The following is a 16528-nucleotide window of genomic DNA, read 5'->3' on the forward strand; positions in this document are numbered from 1 at the left end:
CCATAATCCGGCATGGAGGCCGGTATGCTCAAAAGTCCACAATCTGTGTTGATAGCCGGTGCTTCCGGTGGCATAGCGCAGGCCATTGGCGCCGAAATTATTCGGCGCTATCCTCAAGTTACATTATTGACCTTGAGTCGAATCACAGTTGATATGATTCCTGGCCATGTCGGTGAGCGACACCATTTATCCGTTTGTTTAGAGCAAGCCGAGTCCATCGATATTGTTGAAAATTTTTTGGCCGAACACTCTGAGCCTCCAGGTTGGATAATCAACTGCTGTGGCATTTTACATGATGAGTTCCATGGACCGGAGAAGTCTCTATCGCAATGTGATGATCACTGGTTATTGCAGTCGATTCAGGTCAACGTACTTTCCCATTTACATTTAGCGCGCGCACTGGATGGATTCTTGAAGCGCAGACGCCCTTTGTTGTGGGCGTCGTTTTCGGCAAAGGTGGGAAGTATCACGGATAACCAGCTCGGTGGCTGGTACAGCTACCGGTGTAGTAAGGCCGCATTAAATATGCTGGTTAAGAACCTGTCTATTGAGTGGGCGCGGAAACTGGAGGAAAGTTGTGTGGTGGCGATTCATCCAGGTACGACAGATACTTCACTATCCAAGCCTTTCCAGTCTAATTTGCCCCCAGATAAACTCTACACCCCTGAATTAAGTGCGAATCGTATTGTAGATGTCTTGAGTCAACTGGCATCGTCAGATACCGGAAAATTACTATCATGGGATGGAAGTCTTATACCCTGGTAGCGATCAGCGTGAAATAGGCGCGATAGTAGCTGTTATCGTATCTTAAGTTATAAGAGGGTTTCCCCGCTCCAGAATAGTGGCGATGTCAATCCCGGTGGGTAGGCTTCCAGTATTGTGTGTGCCGTTAATCCCTATTCTTGATTTGATAAAGGCATCAGTTACACAAGGGCTACTCCCCTGTAGCAGAAGGTGCGCCTGCATGGTCAGGGCCATTTGATCAATAATATGACGTGCACGGTATTCAAATTGATTTAGGTCGGAAAGGTCGTTTCTTAACTTGTCGACTGCCGTATCAAATTGTGTGTTTATGCCTCGACTAATGTTTAATTCATCAAACCAGTGGCTAATTACTGCAGGGGTTTTAGTGATGGCACGTAACACGTCCATCGCTTGAATATTCCCTGAGCCCTCCCAGATTGCATTTATCGGAGCATCTCGGTACAGCCGTGCCGTAATAAAATTTTCAATAGCTCCATTACCTCCCAGGCACTCCATAGCCTCATAGGCGTGATGAGGACTGCGTTTGCATATCCAGTATTTTCCCACCGCGGCCCCGAGTCTGAGTAGCATCTTTTCGTGTTCGTTGCCCTCTTGATCCATTGCTCTGGCTATGCGCATGGTAAAGGCAATTGAGCCTTCCACCTCCAATTGCAGGTCGGCAAGCACATTTTGCATCAGTGGTTGATCAATCAGCTTTTTGCCAAATGCTTTACGCTCACTAGCATTGTATATTGCCTGGATAACAGCTTGCCGCTGCCCTGCAGATGAGCCCATCATGCAATCAAACCGTGTAATCGCTACCATCTTGATGATGGCGCTGACCCCACGCCCTTCTGCACCGATTAGCCAGCCCAATGCGCCGCGTATTTCAACTTCTGAAGAAGCATTGGAAACATTGCCACACTTTGTCTTCAGGCGTTGAATCTCCAGCTGGTTCTTCGATCCATCCGGCCTCCATCTTGGAACCAAGAAGCAGGATAAGCCGCCGGGCGCCTGGGCAAGAATTAAAAAGGCATCGCACATAGGGGCGGACATAAACCATTTGTGCCCTAATAATTCATAGGTTCCATCGGCGAGGGGAATTGCAGCGGTGGTATTTGCCCTGACATCTGAGCCCCCTTGTTTTTCGGTCATGCCCATACCGATCGTCAATGAGTTTTTCTCAAAATATGGGCGATTACTTCCATCGTAAGTGCGGCTGGTTATTTTGGGTATCCATTCAGTGGCGATTTCAGGGTTTAGCTCGATAGTGGGTACTGAGGCGAAGGTCATAGTGATAGGACACCCATGACCGGCTTCAAGCTGAGTGTGCAAGTAATTTTTTGCAGCTCTGGCCACATGGGCAGCAGCCCGTGGGTCGGTCCAGGGAGAGCTGTGTAAACCTTCTGAAAGTGCCAGCTGCATTAGCTGGTGATAAGAGGGGTGGTATCGAACCAAATCAATGCGGTGGCCGGAACGATCGTGACTTTCGAAGATAGGTTTAAATTCATTGGCAGCATAGCCCCGCTCAATCATTTCTGGCCTGCCACACACCTCCCCATACCGCTCCAGGTCATCTTCAGCCCAATGGGCCCCATTAATATGTACGGCTTCCTTTAACGCCTGATCAGCAATATAGAGGTTATGACCAGAAAGCGGGCAGGGCTGGTTGGCAACCTGATAATTGGTTTTGCAATCTGATGTGTGGATCTCACTGTTCATAACTTCACCCTGGAGGATGTAGATTTCTATTTGATGCTGTAATTTAACTTGTACGGTTTTGCCAATTCCCCTAGGGGGAATAATTCAGGCATAGCCGAATATGAGCATAAAACAAGCTTTTCCTGATTACTATTTAAGCTGTTTAATTTTAAGTCGTGATTTTGCCGTTTTTATTTGCAGGGCCTGATCCTATGAATTCTCAGGTGATTTTACTCGATCAAATATGGCTTAAAAGTAATGAGGTGAAATTTATATTTTATTGCTATCGAATACCATTTTGTCAGTCTGTCTCCGATGAGGCTCGAATCATCTTGTGTTTGTCGTCTTATTGTTGGTAGCAATTTTTTTCACCTTAAATTATTCAAAATAAATTTATTAATAATGTGGACCAGTACAAAAAAATTGATATTTATAGAGTTCTATTGCCGATAGAAAATCTATACCAAAGCATGTTGATTTTTCTTTTTAGTTTACTGATCCATGATACCTTTGTATTACAAAATGGTATTAGAGAACCAAGTTGGCACACTTAAGATTGAATTTTTGATATCTAGATCACTACCGGTTGCAGTTAATGAGTTGATCGAATAGATTTAGCTCACAGCGTAAGATGAGCGCGGAAAATTGATAAAAAATAGTTAGGCTGGTAACAGGCTGAAACATAAAAGGACTGCACATTGGGGGAACCCAGATGAATTTGCATAAGGATTATGCACCGCTAAAGGTTGTTAGCCCTAAGTTAGAAAAAACAGGGGTTACAGTTGCCTTTTTAACCGCATGCATCAATCTTCAATCCTCAATATTTGCAGGGCGAATTGAAGATGAGTTTAAGACTACCTGCGCTATCCTTCAGCGCTCGACACTTTCATCCCTAAGTGGTATTAAGGCCGAATACCTTCTTCTTGATTGTGCCGATGTATCCTCTTCAGATCTCGAGAATCTTTTGAGGGAGATACACTCCCTGCCCACACCTCCCAACTTAGTATTAATCAATGTCGATCAGAAGGCCGATATTGATTTTGTTCTGCATTGGGAAAAAGTTCTGGGGTTAATACCCTCCGAGTGCGAAGCAAAAGTCATTATGGAGAGGTTGGGTAGGATATTCTCGGGAGAATACTGGTTTCCAAGAGATGTTCTCCATAATTTTCTCAGGCAACACAGAAAGCCTAAAAAGTGGTGCGATAAGGCTTCAAACCTCACGCAGCGAGAACGGCAAATTTTACAGTTGATCTGTGACTGTAATACCAATGCAAATATAGCCGAAACCTTATGTGTTAGTGAGCACACCGTTAAAAGTCATTTATATAAGATCTATAGAAAAATAGGCTGTAAGAATCGGTTAGAAGCAAGCAGTTGGGCCAGTCAAAACTTGTAATATTATGAAATCACTATTTTTGTGCGCAACTGTGTTAACAGTTGCGCTTTCGTGTATCGTTCACAAAAGTTACGCTCAAGAAACAAGTGATCAAAGCTCTGAGGAATCCCTGCTTACTGGATTGGTAATTGATAATACGGTAAGCGGTATAGGTCATGAGTTTGCTAGATCGCTATCAATTTATATAACAACTAATTTGACAGGATTCGACTACAACCTGACCGTGCATGAAAGGCCTTCGGCAAGGTGGGGCAGTGTTGTTTGGGTAACCTTTGAGAGCAAGCAAGTCTTTAAGACTGTCATTTATCCTGGGCGGAGAAAGTTTGGTGCAATTGTCGAGCAGGCTGCTTCGCAAATAAATAATAATGTGAGGCAGCAGAGGTTGCAGGATCTTTTGTCTCAAAATGTTGATTTGGCGGGGGATGAAATATAATGAGATTTTTATTTACAACGGCTTTTTTATTATTTTCTGGCTCGGTGTTTGCAACAGAGCTGGTGTACACACCTGTGAATCCATCGTTTGGAGGTAATCCTCTTAATGGTAATTATTTGCTGAATAATGCTAGTGCACAGAACAGTAAAAAAGATCCTGATGCTAAGGATTCGCCGTACTCTGATTCATCTTCCTTGGATAGATTTACTGACACACTAGAATCTCGTCTGCTCTCACAGCTGCTGACAGATGTGGGAAATGGTAATGATGGTACTTTGGTAACTGATGACTATATCGTAAATATTGTTGATATTGATGGTGAATTGACGATAACCATCACCGACGCTGTTACGGGTGAAATATCTGAAATTGTAGTTGTAGGTCTCAATCCAAGCAACTAATAAAATTATATTTGCAAGCTTAGGTTTTGTGGGGTGGTGCGATGTTATCGAGAATATTTATTCTAATTATTGTTTTTAGTATTAGTGGGTGTAGTTCTGTTAAGGAGGCGTTGTTCGGCCCTGGACAACAAAAGGCAACTTTAACGGATAGAATGAGCACTTATTCTGACTTAGTCAGTTTGCCTGCCCCTAGAGGGAAAATAGTTGCAGCAGTGTACGGTTTTAGTGATCAAACTGGACAATATCGGCCAGCGCCCTCCAGCTCATTCTCGACCGCAGTGACTCAAGGGGCTGCAGCTATGCTGGTTCAGGTTCTGAATGAATCTGGGTGGTTTGTGACTCTTGAGCGGGAGGGTTTACAAAACCTCTTAACCGAAAGGAAAATAATTAGAGCTGCACTGAAAGAACAGGACAATCCTGCCAGTCCTGTATTCGATCTGCCTTCTCTTATGTCAGCCAATATTATGTTAGAGGGTGGAATAGTCGGTTACGATACAAACATCAAAACAGGGGGTGCGGGGGCACGTTACTTCGGTATCGGTATTTCTGAACAATATCGTGTAGATGAGGTTACTGTAAACCTGCGTGCGGTAGATGTCCGAAGTGGACGAGTTCTAAGTAGTGTTTTAACGAGCAAGAAAATCTTGTCGAGGCAAGTTCAAGGCGATGTTTACACTTTTGTGGAATATAAGCGCTTACTTGAAATAGAGGCTGGGATGACCACTAACGATCCAGCTCAATTATGTGTTCTTTCTGCGATAGAGTCGGCGGTAATTCATCTTATATCCCAGGGGGTTAATGCTAATTTGTGGGCATTGGAAGATAATAGCCAATACCCTATGTCTGTCCTCAGTGAATATTCTGCGACACCAGTAAAAATATTATAAATCTTTAGCGGATATTTAAATTTATTGGTATGTTCATTTAGGGGTATATGTAATTTAGTGAAATGGAATTTTATTAAATTATATCTATGTGTTTTCATGTTTGTGTGTGTAATTTGGTGGGATTGAACTGTTTTATTTTTTGTGTGTTTTGATTTAAATCACCACCTTAATACAAAAGTTTTACATTCTTCTTACTCTTTCCGGTTAAATGTAATCTTTCTTCTGATTTAAGATATATTTTTTTTTACCTATAGTGTCCATGTTGTTTCTTATAGTTGTTAACCGTTCTTATTGGAGAGGTGGTTGGTGATTGCTACAGCTAAACGAGTAACGGCAATTTTATTTCTGTTTCTGGTTTTACCGCTTTCGGTGTGCTGGGCTTCTGATTTAGATGACCACAATGAATTGTCTGCTGGGCAGGGTGCTCTGGATCTTCTTTTGTTAAGAAAAGATTCAATTACGGGTAACTTGGCCCAGGTTTCACAAGTAGGTGATTACAACCTTGCTGAAGTTACCCAGTCTGGTCTTTACAACCAGGCTGTCCTGATCCAGGAGGGTGGCTCCAATGCAGCGTTGGTGCAACAAACAGGCGATTCTAATTATGCTGCGATATCGCAGTCAGGAGCCTACAACCAAGCTACAGCGATACAGAATGGCGTAGATAATGTGGCTTTAATTAGCCAGGTTGGTTACGGAAATTCTGCAAACATTATTCAAAATGGTGATGGATTGTTTGGTTATGTCGCGCAGTTCGGTGACGACCATGCGGTGCAACTGGTGCAGTACGATTAAGGCATTGCACTATTTTACTTGTATTTATAATTTTATTCCGAGGGAGATTGATAAATGAAAAAGATTACACTTGCTGCTGCTATTGCTTTGATTGCTAGCGCAGGCCAGGCTGTAGCCGACAATAACTACGGTGATCAGGTACAGGTCGGTGACAATAACTATGCTGATGTTACCCAGGTATCTGCCGCTAATAATAATGCTGCTTATCAGTGGCAAGAGGGTAACGATAACGTAGCTAGTGCATATCAAGCATCTGCTGATGATAACTACATTGACCAGACCCAGCTTGGCGATCGCAACGCAGCATACACTAGTCAAACAGATCAAATGGGCAGTGAAGCTTTGACCTACCAGGATGGGGAAGGCAACAATGGAACTATCCACCAGTGGACCGGTTCCTACAATAGCGCCTATGCCGCTCAGTTTGGTAGTGAGAATATGATCCACTTGGATCAATATACTAATTCTAACTTTAACTATGCCGATATGTATCAAGACGGCAATGACAACATGGGTGTTCTGCAACAGGAAGGTGATGGCAACTACTTCGTTAGTACCCAGGTAGGAGACAACAATGGTGTTTGGAACAGCACCTGGTACTCCTCATTTGACGGTTTTGTAGGTGGTCAGGTAGGTGACTTCAACGTAGGTACTGTTTATCAGTCAGGTGCCGAGAACACTGCGAATCTGATGCAGAGCGGTGATATTAACCTGCTCGACCTGTCTCAATCCGGCATTAGCAACACCGCTACTATCCTGCAGCAAGGTGATGCTAACGCTGCTTTTGGTTACCAATCAGGTGCTAACAACGTTGCCAATATCACCCAGAATGAGACCAATAACTTGGGTTATATGGCTCAATCCGGCTTTGATAACACTGCTAATCTTGTTCAAACCGGTGACATGAATAGTGCTGACTTCGGTCAGTATGGCGATGCAAACCTGGCAAATATTGATCAGACAGGCAACAGCAACTATGCCTATGGTTACAGTGCTGGTGTTGCAAATACTGTAGATATTGATCAGGCGGGAGATTTGAACCTGGCAGATGTTCACCAAGACTTTGGTGGCGATAACCTGATTACTGTGGCTCAAACTGGTTATGAGCATTCCGCTCATGTTGGACAGGGAGGCTATGAGAATGTTGCTACTGTTAGCCAGAGCAGTGCATACAATATGGCGAGCATTGAGCAGGTTGGTGCGAGCAACGTTGCCACCATCACTCAGAACTGATTCTGAAAAGACTCAGGCATGAAGAAACCGCCCTATTGGGCGGTTTTTTTGTGTATAAAATAGCTGCAGAGACTTCTCTAAGATTAGATTGATTAAATGGTTCTCTGCCCGCAAAAATTGAGAGTCAGCTCTAATAGCCCTGTCCATGGAGATTGCTGCCCACTACCACCTTTGATAGAGACATCTATAGCCCGAGCGCGAATTAATAAGCTTTCCAGTTGCTTCCTATTAAGTCTGTGTAGGGCTCCTTGGACCAATGGCTGTCGCTTTTGCAGCCGAACCAATCTCGCTAGAGGTTGGCCTTGATCCAGTTTTTCCATGATGTCGAGAAGAGTGCGAATTTCTCTTGCTATTGCCCAAAGTACAATGGGTGGTTCAATACCTTCGACCCTCAATCCGTCGAGTGTTTTGACTGCTTTGGCTGAGTTGCCAGAGAGTGCTGTGTCAATTAGGTCAAAAACACTGTAACGGGCGGAGCTGGTAACACTATGCTCCATCATTTCCCGGGTGATTTCTTGCCCGGGGCTGGAAAGCTTAAGTTTTTCTATCTCCTGGCTTGCGGCAAGTAAGTTGCCCTCTACTCTTTCTGCCAGGATTTGTATTGCTTCTGGTTCGGCTGAGAGGCCTGCAGATGCAAGGCGCTGGTTGATCCAGCGGGGCATTTCCTGAATCGTCACAGGCCATACCTGAACCAGTACTCCTGATTGTTCTAGGACTTTGACCCATTTGCTGTTGAGTTGCGATTTATCAAGTTTCGGTAATACCAGTAAAAGCAAAAGATCTTCACTCGCCAATGAAGCAAACTCTTGCAGGGCTTTACTGCCCTTATCCCCCGGTTTACCTCCGGGTAAACGCAGCTCGACGAGTTTTTTTTCTGCGAAAAGAGACATATTTCCGGCTGAAGCAACCAGCGTGCTCCAGTCAAAATTATGTTCTGCGTGGATAAGTTCTCTCTCGGTGAAACCGTGCTTTTTCGCTGTTGAGCGGACTAAATCGCAGCACTCTTGTACTATTAAGGGCTCATCACCAGTGATAATAAAAATTGGCGATAGGCCCTTTTTTAGATTTTGCGATAATTGATGGGGGTTAACGCGCATTAATAAAACTAACCTAGTAGCTCTTTTCTTCTAATGAAGCATTCACATCGATACGCCGTAAGCGGTCGATAATGCGCCCAATAAGCTCCCGCTGCATCTCCGCGCGTAAGGTATTTTCCTCTTCACTTTTACTGACAATTTCATCGACATCCCACTCCAAGGTGCGGTAAACGTCTGCCTGTGCTTTATTTAGGAGGACTTGGCCTGAAGCTGTGCGTACGCTATAGATTGCACTGGTAATTAATTCGTATTCAGATGCTCGCCCTTCAGAGTCTACAGCTACGGTTAGTTTTCTCTCGGTTTCCTGGTGAATGATGAGTGTATAGTCAGCTTCTGCAGGTGATTCCGCCATAGGCACCCCCGCATTATTGAGCAGTCGAGTTAATTGATCTGCGATATCACTGCGAGGGTCTACTGTGGATATATAGAGTGTACTACCGGGAGGAAAATTCTTAGGGGCGCCTCTTAGATGCCAGCCGCAACCGGCAATAGTGATAGCGAGAAGAAAAATAAAGGCTCGAATTGCGATTGTTTTCATAAACTACTTGCCTTGGTCTTGTCGGCTACAGCGAGCTGACTTAAGTGAGCCGGGAGTGAAACTCCCGGCATCATATTGCGGGTCTCTACTTGGCGACAATATTAACCAGCTTGCCAGGAACGACGATTACTTTGCGCACCGTAGCTTCACCGATAAATTTCTGAACGTTCTCATCGGCGAGGGCGAGTTTTTCCAGGCTCTCTTTGTCTGCATCAGCAGGCGCATCCAGTTTTGCGCGTACCTTGCCATTGACCTGGACGACCAAAGTAATCGAGGTGCGCACCAGTGCTTTTTCATCTGCCATTGGCCAAGGAGAATCGATTAGGGCACTGGTATTCCCTAGCACCTGCCACAGTTGGTGACAGATATGAGGAGTAACCGGAGCCAACAGCAAGACGGCGGTCTGTAGGGCTTCTCTCTCTACAGCCAGTCCTTGATCACTGTTGCGATCTGCCAGCTTGCCGACTTCATTGAGCAATTCCATTACTGCTGCGATAGCGGTATTAAAGGTCTGGCGGCGGCCATAGTCATCCCCCACTTTTTGGATGGTCTCGTGGGTTTTGCGGCGCAGCTGCTGTTGCTTGTCATTGAGGGACTGCTGGTCGATCTGTGCTTCACTGGAGCCCGCTGCAATATGGGCGTGAACGGTCTTCCAGAGTTTGCGCAGGAAGCGGCTGGCACCTTCCACACCGGCATCGTGCCACTCCAGAGTCTGCTCCGGAGGGGCGGCAAACATGGTGAACAGGCGAACGGTATCGGCACCGTACTCCTCAACCGCAGCGTGAGGGTCTATGCCATTGTTCTTGGACTTGGACATCTTTACCACGCCGCCGGCAATAATCTCTTCGCCGGTGGCTCGCTCAATCGCTTTGGTCGGCTTGCCCTTGTCATCGCGCTCGACGTCCACATCGGCGGGGTTGATCCAGGTCTTGTGGCCGTGTTCTTCCTTGTAGAAGGATTCGGCTAACACCATGCCCTGACACAGCAGCTTCTTGAAGGGTTCATCGCTATTGACCAGGCCCTCATCCCGCATCAGCTTGTGGAAGAAGCGCGCGTAGAGAAGGTGCAAGATGGCATGTTCAATACCGCCGACATACTGGTCCACTGGCAGCCAGTAGTTGGCGCGGTCCGGGTCCAGCATGCCCTCTTCAAAATCGGGACAGGTATAACGGGCGTAGTACCAGCTGGACTCCATAAAGGTGTCGAAGGTATCTGTTTCACGTTCTACGGGAGTGCCGTTGAGTTCGTCTTTACGCCATTCGGGGTCGGCTTTAATAGGTGATTGAACGCCGTCGAGCTCGACATCTTCCGGCAACAGGATCGGCAGCTTGTCTGCGGGTACTGGTATTTCTCCGCCGTCGGCCAGGTTGAACATGGGGATGGGCGCACCCCAGTAGCGCTGGCGGGAGACACCCCAGTCGCGCAGGCGATAGTTGATCTTAACCCGACCCTTACCTGCAGCAATCAGCGCTTCGGAGATCGCAGTAAAGGCGCCATCAAAATCCAGGCCGTCAAAACTGCCGGAATTCACCAGTTTGCCTTTCTCCGTATAGGCCTCTTTCTCCAAGTTGATGGACTCGCCGTCGGCAGCCTCGATAACCTGGATAACGGGCAGCTGGTATTTTTGCGCAAATTCCCAATCGCGCTGGTCGTGTGCCGGTACTGCCATCACCGCGCCTGAGCCGTAATCCATCAGAACATAGTTAGCCACCCATACGGAGACTTCTTCACCACTGATGGGGTGAATCGCCTTGAGCCCGGTATCCATGCCTTTCTTGTCCATCGTGGCCATATCGGCTTCGGATAGGGACTGCTTTTTGCACTCGGCGATAAAAGTTTTGAGTTCGGGGTTGGACTCGGCAAGTTCCAGAGCGATGGGGTGCTCGGCGGCGAGGGAAACATAGGTAACGCCCATCAGTGTATCCGGACGGGTGGTATACACATCGAAGTGGTCCATGCCCGCAATAGGCTTGGGCAGGGCAAAGCTCAGCTCTACTCCCCGGCTCTTGCCGATCCAGTTGCGCTGCATGGTGCGCACCTGCTCGGGCCACTCGGGCAGTTTGTCCAGGTCTTCGAGCAGCTCTTCGGCATAATCGGTGATCTTGATAAACCACTGGGCCAGCTCGCGGCGCTCAACGGTAGTGCCACAGCGCCAGCAGGCGCCATCTTCTACCTGCTCATTGGCCAGTACTGTCTGGTCGTGGGGGCACCAGTTCACTGCAGAGTTTTTCTTGTAGACCAGGCCTTTTTCGTAGAGGCGGGTGAAGAACCACTGCTCCCAGCGATAGTAGGAGGGTTGGCAGGTGGCCAGTTCGCGGGACCAGTCAAAGCCAAAACCCAGAGCCTTGAGCTGGCCTTTCATGTACTCGATATTGGCATAGGTCCATTTGGCTGGAGCGGTCTTGTTCTGGATGGCCGCATTCTCTGCCGGCAGACCGAAAGCATCCCAGCCCATCGGGTGCAACACGTTTCTGCCCTGCATGCGCTGATAGCGAGTAATTACATCGGTAATGGTGTAATTGCGCACATGCCCCATGTGTAGCTTGCCGCTGGGGTAGGGGAACATGGATAGGCAGTAGAACTTTTCCCTGCCGGCGTCTTCCTTTACTTCAAAGCTCTTCTCGGCCTCCCAGAATTCCTGGGCGGAAGCTTCGACTGCGGAGGGGTTGTACTGCTCTTCCATCGATTCGGGACCTATACTCTGTGATCAAAATTTGCGGGAAACTGTTCAGTGTTTATTGGGGGATGTGAACGCTTGTCAATCGGTAAAGATTGATCGCGATCAAGTTTCGCTCCCAGTGCATCTTTTACGATGCGTAAACGCGGGATTATAGGAGGGATACCGTGACGAAGGAACCAAAGTTGCCGCCGAAGGACGATCTGATTAATGAGTTTCGCGAAGACTTTGAAGATTTGGTCGAAGGTGAGCTGGCTGTTGAGAATCTCACCGCCAATAAGATGGCATTTTTGCGCGCTTGGCTGAAAGATGACCTGCATCGGGCTGCTGACTATATCCGGGGACTAGGTGGGGAATTGAAGACCCTGGAGGAGCGCAGTGGTGATTGGCTGCTGGATGCGGCGGACCCCACAGAAACCGCCTGGCCAAACTTAATGCGATGCATCAAAGAGGGCAAGCCTTGGGCTTTGGCCGGCGAGTTTGTAGGGCCGGATGAGGAGTTGCAGTGTTTGGGCTGTGGATACCGAGCTATGCCGCCGGCAAATACCCAGATTACTCCCTGCCACCGGTGTGGTTATGGATGCTTTCGTCAGATTGAGGGTGGTCTCGAGTATTGAATGGGCTCTATACGGCGGCGGCCACGCTTCTGATGCCTCCAGCAGCCCCATTGTTGGGGCTGTTGGTTGCATTCCTTTTGCGATTCTCTTCATCCGGGTCCCTGCTTGAGAGATGCTCTCTACCCTTGGCTGTGATTTCCTTTTGTGTGCTTTGGTTAGGGGCGACCCCGGCATTCTCATCCTGGCTTGGGGATCGATTGGGAAAAGTACCTTATCAACCCCATATAAGGCCTGAGGCTGTTGTGATCCTTGGTGCAGGGCGTTATCGCGACAGGTATTCGAATAGGGAGAGACTCTCTGCGGCGAGTCTTGAAAGAGTTGCCGGTGCTGTCGAGCAAGCACCAGAAGAGTTACCGATTCTGGTATCTGGCGGTCGGGTTCACAGCGGAGAGCGGCTGGCAGAGTCTGATTTAATGGCTGCGTTGTTGGAGGAGGAGTTTTCCACTCCGGTCACTTGGCGTGAAGATTGCAGTCGTACTACTGCAGAGAATGCAGTAAATAGTGCTGATATTTTGCACAGTGCTAACGTGAGGTCGGTTTTTTTGGCCACTCACTGGTGGCATATGCCTCGGGCAGCGGAAATTTTTACCCGCGCTGGCTTAGAGGTACAGCCCCTGCCGGTTGGGAGTGCCGGAGAGTTGATGCCCCGCGCTCAGACAGGTGTGGGGCGTTGGTTGCCCAATGCTGTCTCCCTGCTAAGGACCCAGGTCTACTGGCGGGAAATACTGGCACGGATCTGGTATCGGTGGAGTTCGCTACCGTCCATCAGAAAATGTTGAGGATGGATAAGGAACTTTTTGATAAATGTAATCTCAGAGGCCTACAGGATTTGAGGGATCAGGCGTCGAGCCCAAATGTTTGAGAGCTCTTGATTGCTAGTTGTACCGGGCTTAGGATGACTGGCGCCACAGGACATACCCATTGATTACCTTTTTATATGGAGTAGCGGCTGTGGATAAGAAACATAACAATAATCGAGATAACCTTATGATGAAGGGCATCCCACTTTCTTTCTCTCCGATACAGTTGCATAACCGGTTAAACCGGGCTGTTTGGATTGGCTTCAAGCGGGTTGAGCAAGATGGCCGCACACTGGTTTTTCTGTGTGCCGGTGGCGATAGCGGCGCCCAACTCAGTAAAAATTTTGAGACCTTTGCCGGGCAGATAGTTCGGGAGTTCGGTTTTGCTCCCGCCGAAGTGGAGTTTATCGAGCTGCGTTCAAAAGCTGAGGAGTCCCATTGGTATCGCTGGCATGCCCAGTGGGTGGGGTCTGCGCCAATGGAGTGCCATGGCGATCTGGTGACCAGCGAATCTAGCCGGCGCTACTTAGCCCAGGCACTCGAAAGCGATATGGCCGCCGCTTAAATTCATTTGTTCAGGCGCTGGCTTTAGTGGTAGCGCCGTCACCCTTGAGCAGGTCTGAGAGGGCTTGCTCCAGAGTTGGGAATTGGAAGGTATAGCCGGTTTCCAGTGCTGTACAGGGCTCGACCCTATCACTGGCTAGCAGTAATTCATCAGCCATCTCTCCAAAAGCTATCTTTAAAGCCCAGGCCGGTAAGCGTAAAAACGCCGGGCGACGCAACTCTTTGGCCAGGATTCGGGCAAAGCTGTTGTTGGTTACAGGTTCCGGTGCGCTTCCGTTAAATGGACGGCAAAGTTGATTGTCGATGGCGTGTAATATCAGTCCGACTTCGTCTTCTTCGTGAATCCAGCTCATCCAGTGCTCGCCCGAGCCCATGGGGCCGCCAAGCCCGAAACGAAATGGTGGCAGCATTTGGGGAAGGGCGCCACCGCGCATGGAGAGAACGATAGCTGTGCGGATAATGCCTACCTTAACGCCAGAGTGCTGCAGCGGGAGCGTGGCGGCCTCCCAGTCCCGACACAGCTGTGCGGCAAAGCCCCCTCCTGGAGCGCTGTCTTCTTTCAGTAACTCCCCTCCGCGATTGCCGTAATAGCCGATTGCGGAGCCGGACAAGAAGTAGGATGGCTTGTCTCTTTGGCCCAGGGTCCAGCGAACCAGCTTCTCTGTTGTGTCCAGTCGTGAACTGCGAATCTCAGTGCGATATTTTTCTGTCCAGCGACGGGAGATGGGGGCCCCGGCAAGGTTCACAATGACATCTACGGGCTGGTTTACCTCTGCGGGATCGCGGCAGGCGTTGGCTGATTCGCCACATAAGTTTCGAACCCTGTCCGGATGTCGGCTTAATACCGTAATAGTATTGCCTCGCTCCAGCCAGCGTCGACAAAAGAGTCTGCCTATAAGCCCGGTGCCACCGCTAATCAAGCAATGCATGGGGAATCACCTTGCCTTATATTCGCTAGAAAATTGAATGGAGCATAGCAGTGATATTCAGTGGCGGTAGCTTACCGATGGCCACCCCGGCAGGGAGTTGCCACAGGGCTTGTTTTAATCGGGTAGCTCGCCACTGAGAGGGGAGTTGGATTGGGGTTCCACCCTACGGCGTAAAAACAGGGCCAGGGCCAGCATTGGGAGCGCCAAGGCAAATACCAATGAGATGCCGGCTAGCATAAACGGAGTGGCGCCACTCATCGCTCTGATATCCCCGGTCATATTCGCGCGCTCGAATTGGGGGAGTTTTTTAATAACCTTCCCCTTGGGGTCCACAATTGCCGTCACACCAGTATTTGTCCCCCTCACCAGGTAGCGACCAGTTTCCAAAGCGCGCATCTGCGCCATTTGCATATGTTGTAAGGGGCCAATAGAGGTCCCGAACCATGCATCATTGCTAATGGTCAGCAAAACCTGGGAAGACAGTGCTGAGTCGGCAACCAGCCTGGGATAGACAATCTCATAGCAGATAAGCGGCGCCCAGCTTGCACCAGCAGCATTGAGCGGCGATTGTTCGTCCGGGCCTGAGCGGATAAAGGAAGTGGGGAGATTAAAAAACTCGATAGTGCCCCGAATAAAATCCTCTAACGGTACATACTCACCAAAGGGGACCAGGTGGCGCTTGTGATACACGCTGGGGCTCTGGCCAAAAACAGCGGCGGAGTTGTGAATACTCGGCCGCTCCTGTGCCGAACCCCGGGTGTCATAGAGAATACCGGTGATCAAATCGATGTTGGTAGTCTCAGCATTGCGTTGCAGCGCCTGCATAAGGTTGGGGGCTTGCCCGTAGAGCATGGGCAGGGCGGCTTCGGGCCAGATAATAACGTCTACATCCTGATCGCTAAGGGCGCGAGTACCCTCCTGGTAGCGACTGATAGTTTCCCCGCGAAACTCTGGCAACCACTTCTTTTCCTGAGGAATATTAGCCTGCACCAGCCCAACGCTGATAAGAGGACCTTTTGCGGAGGTCCACTCCACTTGGGAGAGGGCAGCTCCTATTGGCCAGGGGGCCAGTGCCGCAGTGAGTAGAATGATATGGCTGTGTCGCTTGAGCGGGGATAGGCGGCCACTGACAACCAGGGCCAGCACTGCGCCGGTAAATGCCAATAGCAGGCCTATGCCGTAGACACTCAAAATCGGCGCCCAGCCCGCTAGCCAGGTTTCTGTATGGCCATAGCCGGCGAAGAGCCAGGGGAAACCGGTAAAGGCCCAGCTGCGCAGCCATTCACTGATAAACCACAATGCGGCAAAAGCCAGAGCGAAGCTGAATTTATTATCTGTGAAGCGGCCCAGAATGAAGAAGGGCGCGGCTAACAGCAGCGCCATAATAGCGACGAAGCTTCCGGTGAGGGCCAGTCCTAATGGCACCGATGAGTTGCCAAAATTTGTAATCGAAACGTAGACCCAGGAAGCCCCGCTGGCGAAGAGGCCCAATCCATAGCAGAGGGCGAGCCAGAAGCTTTTGCGACCCGGTAGCACCTGCCCTTTGGCTGCAGAGAGCAGAATCCAGGCGAATAGTGTCAGGGACAGCAGGCCACATACCCAATAGTTAAATGGGGCAAATGAAAGTGTCATCAACCCGCCAGCTACAACGCTGGCGAGAGGAGAAAATAATCTGCGCATAAAGTTGTTGTCAGGATACCCCGTTCTCTAAGGGTATCA

General features: G+C 48.8%; 16 protein-coding genes. 10 read left to right on the plus strand and 6 right to left on the minus strand.

What is annotated here, in order from left to right; genetic code table 11:
* The first annotated feature begins 24 nt into the window (after positions 1–24).
* Positions 25–765 carry an SDR family NAD(P)-dependent oxidoreductase gene (locus ACYX4J_RS03715; RefSeq protein ID WP_476177922.1) on the plus strand — a complete coding sequence of 247 codons (741 nt, stop codon included), beginning with the start codon at positions 25–27 and terminating at the stop codon, positions 763–765.
* Between the two features lie 42 nt (positions 766–807).
* On the opposite strand, the gene ACYX4J_RS03720 is transcribed toward ACYX4J_RS03715, so the two are convergent.
* Positions 808–2466, minus strand: coding sequence for an acyl-CoA dehydrogenase family protein (locus tag ACYX4J_RS03720; RefSeq protein WP_476177923.1), 1659 nt, complete (start codon positions 2464–2466; stop codon positions 808–810).
* Positions 2467–3157: 691 nt separating this feature from the next.
* On the opposite strand from ACYX4J_RS03720, the gene ACYX4J_RS03725 reads away from it, so the two are divergent.
* The 6 genes from ACYX4J_RS03725 to ACYX4J_RS03750 all read left to right on the plus strand — a co-directional run bounded on the left by ACYX4J_RS03725 (position 3158) and on the right by ACYX4J_RS03750 (position 7587).
* Complete coding sequence (locus tag ACYX4J_RS03725; RefSeq protein WP_444907426.1) at positions 3158–3841, plus strand: helix-turn-helix transcriptional regulator; 684 nt, start codon at positions 3158–3160, stop codon at positions 3839–3841.
* A gap of 4 nt (positions 3842–3845) precedes the next feature.
* The gene (locus ACYX4J_RS03730) at positions 3846–4274 is read left to right on the plus strand and encodes a CsgE family curli-type amyloid fiber assembly protein (RefSeq protein ID WP_444907427.1); all 429 of its coding nucleotides are present in this window, start codon (positions 3846–3848) and stop codon (positions 4272–4274) included.
* Positions 4274–4675, plus strand: coding sequence for a curli assembly protein CsgF (locus tag ACYX4J_RS03735; protein ID WP_444907428.1), 402 nt, complete (start codon positions 4274–4276; stop codon positions 4673–4675). Before ACYX4J_RS03730 ends, ACYX4J_RS03735 begins: the two co-directional genes overlap by 1 nt.
* Positions 4676–4716: 41 nt before the next feature.
* On the plus strand, positions 4717–5562 hold the full coding sequence (locus ACYX4J_RS03740; protein ID WP_413663117.1) for a CsgG/HfaB family protein: 846 nt from the start codon (positions 4717–4719) through the stop codon (positions 5560–5562).
* A 306-nt stretch (positions 5563–5868) separates the two neighbouring features.
* A complete protein-coding gene (locus tag ACYX4J_RS03745; RefSeq protein ID WP_413665886.1) occupies positions 5869–6354 on the plus strand; it encodes a hypothetical protein in 486 nt (161 codons plus the stop codon).
* 54 nt (positions 6355–6408) lie between these two features.
* Positions 6409–7587, plus strand: coding sequence for a hypothetical protein (locus ACYX4J_RS03750; protein ID WP_475709513.1), 1179 nt, complete (start codon positions 6409–6411; stop codon positions 7585–7587).
* Between the two features lie 92 nt (positions 7588–7679).
* On the opposite strand, the gene holA is transcribed toward ACYX4J_RS03750, so the two are convergent.
* The 3 genes from holA to leuS form a co-directional block, all read right to left on the minus strand.
* Positions 7680–8684 (minus strand): DNA polymerase III subunit delta, encoded by a 1005-nt coding sequence (gene holA, locus ACYX4J_RS03755; RefSeq protein WP_476177924.1) that lies wholly within the window; start codon positions 8682–8684, stop codon positions 7680–7682.
* Between the two features lie 13 nt (positions 8685–8697).
* The gene (locus ACYX4J_RS03760) at positions 8698–9222 is read right to left on the minus strand and encodes an LPS-assembly lipoprotein LptE (RefSeq protein ID WP_444896284.1); all 525 of its coding nucleotides are present in this window, start codon (positions 9220–9222) and stop codon (positions 8698–8700) included.
* 85 nt (positions 9223–9307) lie between these two features.
* Entirely contained in the window at positions 9308–11905 is a 2598-nt protein-coding gene (leuS, locus tag ACYX4J_RS03765; RefSeq protein WP_444934024.1) for a leucine--tRNA ligase, read from the minus strand.
* 161 nt (positions 11906–12066) lie between these two features.
* On the opposite strand from leuS, the gene ACYX4J_RS03770 reads away from it, so the two are divergent.
* The 3 genes from ACYX4J_RS03770 (at position 12067) to ACYX4J_RS03780 (ending at position 13881) form a co-directional block, all read left to right on the plus strand.
* Complete coding sequence (locus ACYX4J_RS03770) at positions 12067–12516, plus strand: zinc ribbon-containing protein (protein WP_108734284.1); 450 nt, start codon at positions 12067–12069, stop codon at positions 12514–12516.
* 197 nt (positions 12517–12713) lie between these two features.
* Complete coding sequence (locus ACYX4J_RS03775; RefSeq protein ID WP_444958513.1) at positions 12714–13295, plus strand: YdcF family protein; 582 nt, start codon at positions 12714–12716, stop codon at positions 13293–13295.
* 172 nt (positions 13296–13467) lie between these two features.
* Positions 13468–13881, plus strand: a complete 414-nt coding sequence (locus ACYX4J_RS03780; RefSeq protein ID WP_413663111.1) for a hypothetical protein — start codon at positions 13468–13470, stop codon at positions 13879–13881.
* 10 nt (positions 13882–13891) lie between these two features.
* Here ACYX4J_RS03780 and ACYX4J_RS03785 read toward each other — a convergent pair whose 3' ends face one another.
* Both ACYX4J_RS03785 and lnt read right to left on the minus strand, forming a co-directional pair.
* Complete coding sequence (locus ACYX4J_RS03785) at positions 13892–14809, minus strand: TIGR01777 family oxidoreductase (RefSeq protein ID WP_476177925.1); 918 nt, start codon at positions 14807–14809, stop codon at positions 13892–13894.
* A gap of 114 nt (positions 14810–14923) precedes the next feature.
* Positions 14924–16489, minus strand: a complete 1566-nt coding sequence (gene lnt, locus ACYX4J_RS03790; RefSeq protein ID WP_476177926.1) for an apolipoprotein N-acyltransferase — start codon at positions 16487–16489, stop codon at positions 14924–14926.
* Between the last annotated feature and the right edge of the window lie 39 nt (positions 16490–16528).

It is taken from the genome of Microbulbifer sp. ABM4_008, assembly GCF_056311705.1.

Excerpts from the sequence above, each read along its gene's own strand:
- ACYX4J_RS03715 (WP_476177922.1), top strand. The coding sequence starts at position 25 with ATGCTCAAAAGTCCACAATCTGTGTTGATAGCCGGTGCTTCCGGTGGC.
- ACYX4J_RS03720 (WP_476177923.1), bottom strand. The coding sequence starts at position 2,466 with ATGAACAGTGAGATCCACACATCAGATTGCAAAACCAATTATCAGGTT.
- ACYX4J_RS03725 (WP_444907426.1), top strand. The coding sequence starts at position 3,158 with ATGAATTTGCATAAGGATTATGCACCGCTAAAGGTTGTTAGCCCTAAG.
- ACYX4J_RS03730 (WP_444907427.1), top strand. The coding sequence starts at position 3,846 with ATGAAATCACTATTTTTGTGCGCAACTGTGTTAACAGTTGCGCTTTCG.
- ACYX4J_RS03735 (WP_444907428.1), top strand. The coding sequence starts at position 4,274 with ATGAGATTTTTATTTACAACGGCTTTTTTATTATTTTCTGGCTCGGTG.
- ACYX4J_RS03740 (WP_413663117.1), top strand. The coding sequence starts at position 4,717 with ATGTTATCGAGAATATTTATTCTAATTATTGTTTTTAGTATTAGTGGG.
- ACYX4J_RS03750 (WP_475709513.1), top strand. The coding sequence starts at position 6,409 with ATGAAAAAGATTACACTTGCTGCTGCTATTGCTTTGATTGCTAGCGCA.
- holA (WP_476177924.1), bottom strand. The coding sequence starts at position 8,684 with ATGCGCGTTAACCCCCATCAATTATCGCAAAATCTAAAAAAGGGCCTA.
- ACYX4J_RS03760 (WP_444896284.1), bottom strand. The coding sequence starts at position 9,222 with ATGAAAACAATCGCAATTCGAGCCTTTATTTTTCTTCTCGCTATCACT.
- leuS (WP_444934024.1), bottom strand. The coding sequence starts at position 11,905 with ATGGAAGAGCAGTACAACCCCTCCGCAGTCGAAGCTTCCGCCCAGGAA.
- ACYX4J_RS03785 (WP_476177925.1), bottom strand. The coding sequence starts at position 14,809 with ATGCATTGCTTGATTAGCGGTGGCACCGGGCTTATAGGCAGACTCTTT.
- lnt (WP_476177926.1), bottom strand. The coding sequence starts at position 16,489 with ATGCGCAGATTATTTTCTCCTCTCGCCAGCGTTGTAGCTGGCGGGTTG.